Origin of the sequence: Bradyrhizobium sp. CSS354, assembly GCF_029051725.1 — a bacterium.
Taxonomy (GTDB): Bacteria; Pseudomonadota; Alphaproteobacteria; order Rhizobiales; family Xanthobacteraceae; genus Bradyrhizobium.
In genome coordinates, this window is sequence record NZ_JAACFU010000056.1 from 1 (window position 1) to 4,039 (window position 4,039).

Below are 4,039 nucleotides of genomic sequence, written 5' to 3' on the forward strand. Positions count from 1 at the left end.
CGTGCTGCGCAGGCGACCTTTTTGAGATCGGTCACGATGAGAGCCAGAGGCTGGACGTCGTACCGGCGCAGTATCGCGTCATCGTCACCCGCCGCCCCAAACTGGCCTGCCGCGCCTGTCACGGCGTGCGCTCCGCGGCCGATCAGATGTCGAGCGCCGTGCTGGCAGGCAGGCGCATGCCCGACCTCTGGCTACAGCCTTGAAGCAGTGGTTTGAGGCCAAGCTTGATCACCTTGCACACAAGAGCGACACAGCGAAGGCCTTGCGTTACGCGCTGCGTCATTGGGACGGTTTGACGCTCTATCTTGATGACGGGCGCATCGAGATGGACACGAATGCTGTCGAGCGTGCGATGCGGCCGATCAAGCTCAACGCCAAGAACTCCCTTTTTGCCGGTTGCGACGAGGGCGCCGAGAATTGGGCAGTTCTGGCTTCGTTAATCGAGACCTGTAAGCTCAATGGCGTCAGTGCCGAGCACTGGCTCGCTGATGTTCTCGCGAAGCTCGTCAATGGTTGGCCTGCGGCGCGACTGGACGAACTGCTCCCTTGGGCATCGATCTACACGATGCATGCACACGATCCGAGGCTGGCGGCATGAGCCTGAACACGACCGCGGTCCGGATCAAGGTGACCCTCAAGGACGTAAAACCGGAGGTGATGCGTCGCCTTGTCGTGCCGCTCACGCTGCGCCTTGATCGGCTGCATCTGACGCTTCAGGAGGCATTCGGCTGGACGAACAGTCACCTCTTCGAGTTCTTCGCTGGTGAGGCACATTGGGGGATTCCTGACCCCGACAATGATTACGGCCACCAGCCCATGGATGCCCGCAAAGCGCGGCTTTGCGATATCGTTCGAGAGACCGGCGCCAAGACGATCCACTATCTCTATGACTTCGGCGACAGCTGGGATCACGTGATCAAGCTCGAAAAATGGTTCGACAACACCACGACGGAGGGCATGCCCTTCCTGCTCGAGGCCGCCGGTCGTTGCCCTCCGGAAGACGTCGGTGGTGCGCCAGGCTATGCCGAATACCTCGACGCCATCAGCGACCCTGCTCATCCGGAGCACGAACATATGCGCCGCTGGGGCCCGGAGCGGTTCGATCCCAACGTGATCGACCGGAAGGCCCTCGAGGCCGCCGTCAACGCGTTGTCCGACACATGGAAACCGCGGCGACGCGCCACGCGAACAAAATAGACGTCAAGCGCGATTCAAAAGGGCCGCAGAGCTACGCTTACAACCAACTCGTGCTTCAGATTGATGATCTGGTCCAGCCGCGCCCAGAACAGATCGTTCGATCCCGTCGTCTTGTGCTTCTTCGGCCGCATCGTTCCCTCCGATGCACCACAGAATCATGGGCCGCAGCGAAAGGGAATCCAAAAGCGAAATTGCAAGGTTTGGCGGCCTCAACCTCCCATTCCCTGCAATCTCAAACCGCCTCGAATCCGAAAAACAGACTCCCGCTCAATCGCTTAGAACCTTGTTCACGGACGACCATTTAGAGCGATGACAATCGAAGATAGAAGTGCAGGAATCGGAGCGACTGCGTGTCCGTTCGATGAAGGAGTAATTCCTCTAAAGCGGAGCCAGCGGAAAGGATGTGGGTACGCCATCGATCACACTGCGCAAAATAGACCTGGGAACGGCGAAGACGCTTTCAACGCTTCCGGCGCAACATTTAATTTCGCCAACTGGTCGAGTCCGCCAAGATGCGCCGGCTCATTGAGCGCGGTTACGAACAGGAGATCGGTCCTGGCACTTCCAGTTTCAGCTGGCGCGGCTTTCACGCAGACGGGCGCTGTTGACCCGTACATAGTCATATCTGACTGTCATCGTGGTCTGACTGTCATCGTGGTTGGCTTGCCTGATGCGGCTCTGGGCTCGAGCTGACCCGCTCACTTGGCCGCTTTGCAGGGTGGCAACAACGCGGTGACGGCGGCACCAAGCTTTGTCATGGTCTCTCCGGCACCCGCTTTGCCGGCGACGATCGCGTCCACATAGTCCTGGATGACGGAAGGGATCTTCAGTCCGTTGGGGCCCGGCCACATATACCAGGAAGCCAGCTTCCCCATCTGGGCCAGAGCCGTCGCCTGATTTGGATGGTTCTTGTAGAAGGACCCGAGCAACGCCGGATCATCGACTGCACGCTGGCTGACTGGAAGATAGCCAGTATTCCTGGCCATGAGAGCCTGGGCTTCCGGGCCGGTGGCAAATTTGACGTACTCCCAAGCCGCCTTCTGCTTCTGCGGATCTGGCGTAGTGACGGTGAGCATGGTCCCGCCAGCAGGCAGCTTACCGCTCGGAGACGTCATTGGGAACGGAAGGGTCCTGTATTGGAAGGCCGCCTTGATCTGCTCCTCGTTGCGCACCACAGAGGCACCGGAAGCGGCGGAGATTCCGATCGTCCCGGAGGAGAAGGCCTGCAGTACTTGCTGCCATGACATGGCCGGCATGCCCTTTTCGTGAAACAGCTGAAAGGCTTCGAGTGCCCGCCGCCCCTCTGGACTGTCGAATCCGACACCGCAGCCGTCCAGCCCGTCCATTCGCCCGCCGGCGCCTTGAATGAGGGCTTGGAGTGTCCAGTTGCCCCAGGAGTCGTATTGGAAGGTGAAGCCCGTTAGCTTGGGGTCGAGAGCGGAGATTTTTTCTCCAAGCTCAGCGATCCCCTCCCAGTTGGAGGGGAAAGCCTCCATGGATCCGCCAGCACGGCGCATAAGATCCACATTCACATGCAGTACTGGAAGGGAAATCGCGAATGGTATCCCAAGCTGCTGGCCGGCGACGGATCCGAGAGACAAGATCGGCGGATAATAGCCTAGCGCCCGCCACCCGCCTTGGTCCTCCACGAACCGGTCCAGTGGCACGGCGAGGCCGCGTTCAGCGATGAGGCTAATATGATTCATACCGACAAAGCTGACGTCGGGTGCCCCGCCAGTGAGGCGCGACTTCAGGAGTTCATTGACCACATCGTCATAGGTTGCGAGCGGCGCGCGCAGGTTGATCCGAACGCCAGGATGCCCGACCTCAAAGCGCTTGGCGATCTCCTCCTGTGTCGGCTTGTAGCTACTCGGCAGCGCATACGATACGTCGAGCACGGTCTCGGCGTGCACAGGGGCCGGACCAAGCAGACTCAGAGCAATCGCGCCGACGCAGGCGATCCTTGTCATTGAAACATCTCCGAAGCAAACGGCGCCCCGATTTTCCATCCTGGAAGCAACGTAGCGCTTGTGGGAGTGAACTTGAACCCGGCATCTGATACGTCGATGTCAGTTCGTTTAACGCGCACTGACAGATTCCAGACGAGTCGGACAAACGTACCCTTTTCGCGAAAAACTCACGGCCTCAGCGCTACGACGATCATTCGTTGAAGCGAATGACCAACTCCATGTATTGTGGGGCTACTTGGGTCCTTGAGACCACGATCGGAACGTCCTTGGTGTTCACATTGATGTTGGTGATCAGGATCACGGGTTGCTGGCGCGGTAGCGAGAGCAAAAGGGAATCTGCCTGCGATAGTGAACCGGCGGAGATCCTCGTCTCGAATCGACGATAGTCAAAGACTTCGAAGTGTCTCCAGGATTCGCTGAAACTACCGGTCTTTTGAATAAGCAATTCAATTCCTCCGAAACGGGGCAACGGAAAATAGCTCGATGCAACGAGGCGGCGACGTCGTCGATCACGCTCAACGTATCGACCTTGCGCGCGAACTGCCCTCGGGGAAGGCGAAGGTCGCGCGCCAGGTCCTTGTCAACTCGGACCCGCGCGGAAACGCACGAAGCGGCGCTCGCGGGCCGGTCCATGTCGCGCAGAGAGGTGGTCAACCGGGTCTTCGGGCCCATTCGGTGGCGGACGATGCGTTCCTTGACGAACGTCCCCCGACCCTGCTCGATGCGCACATAATCGCGTTCTTTGGTCGTCCGTTAAGAAGGCGAATTGAGCGGGGCTGGACCGGCCAGCACGCGGCATAGTCGGACCAGGAACAGGCACAAGAGTTCTCTGAGCCAGGCTAGGATGCGGCGGAAGTTGTGGCCGACGGCTG

General features: G+C 59.4%; 3 protein-coding genes and 2 pseudogenes. 3 read left to right on the forward strand and 2 right to left on the reverse strand.

Annotated features, from left to right (window positions below; all coding sequences use genetic code 11):
- Window positions 1–26: 26 nt before the first annotated feature.
- From GWG67_RS39035 to GWG67_RS38510, 3 genes and pseudogenes are all read left to right on the forward strand, one after another.
- Window positions 27–203: an IS66 family transposase zinc-finger binding domain-containing protein gene (locus tag GWG67_RS39035; RefSeq protein ID WP_342761091.1), complete on the forward strand. Its 177-nt coding sequence runs from the start codon at window positions 27–29 to the stop codon at window positions 201–203.
- Window positions 125–598: pseudogene (locus tag GWG67_RS38505) on the forward strand (transposase); the annotation flags it as partial. The gene GWG67_RS39035 and the pseudogene GWG67_RS38505, both read left to right, overlap by 79 nt.
- Window positions 595–1,197: a plasmid pRiA4b ORF-3 family protein gene (locus GWG67_RS38510; protein ID WP_275174862.1), complete on the forward strand. Its 603-nt coding sequence runs from the start codon at window positions 595–597 to the stop codon at window positions 1,195–1,197. The pseudogene GWG67_RS38505 and the gene GWG67_RS38510, both read left to right, overlap by 4 nt.
- A 698-nt stretch (window positions 1,198–1,895) precedes the next feature.
- Here the strand turns inward: GWG67_RS38510 and GWG67_RS38515 are convergent.
- Window positions 1,896–3,167 (reverse strand): extracellular solute-binding protein, encoded by a 1,272-nt coding sequence (locus tag GWG67_RS38515; RefSeq protein ID WP_275174863.1) that lies wholly within the window; start codon window positions 3,165–3,167, stop codon window positions 1,896–1,898.
- Window positions 3,168–3,357: 190 nt separating this feature from the next.
- Window positions 3,358–3,645 (reverse strand): annotated as a pseudogene (locus tag GWG67_RS39200) (UTRA domain-containing protein); the annotation flags it as partial.
- Window positions 3,646–4,039 lie beyond the last annotated feature (394 nt).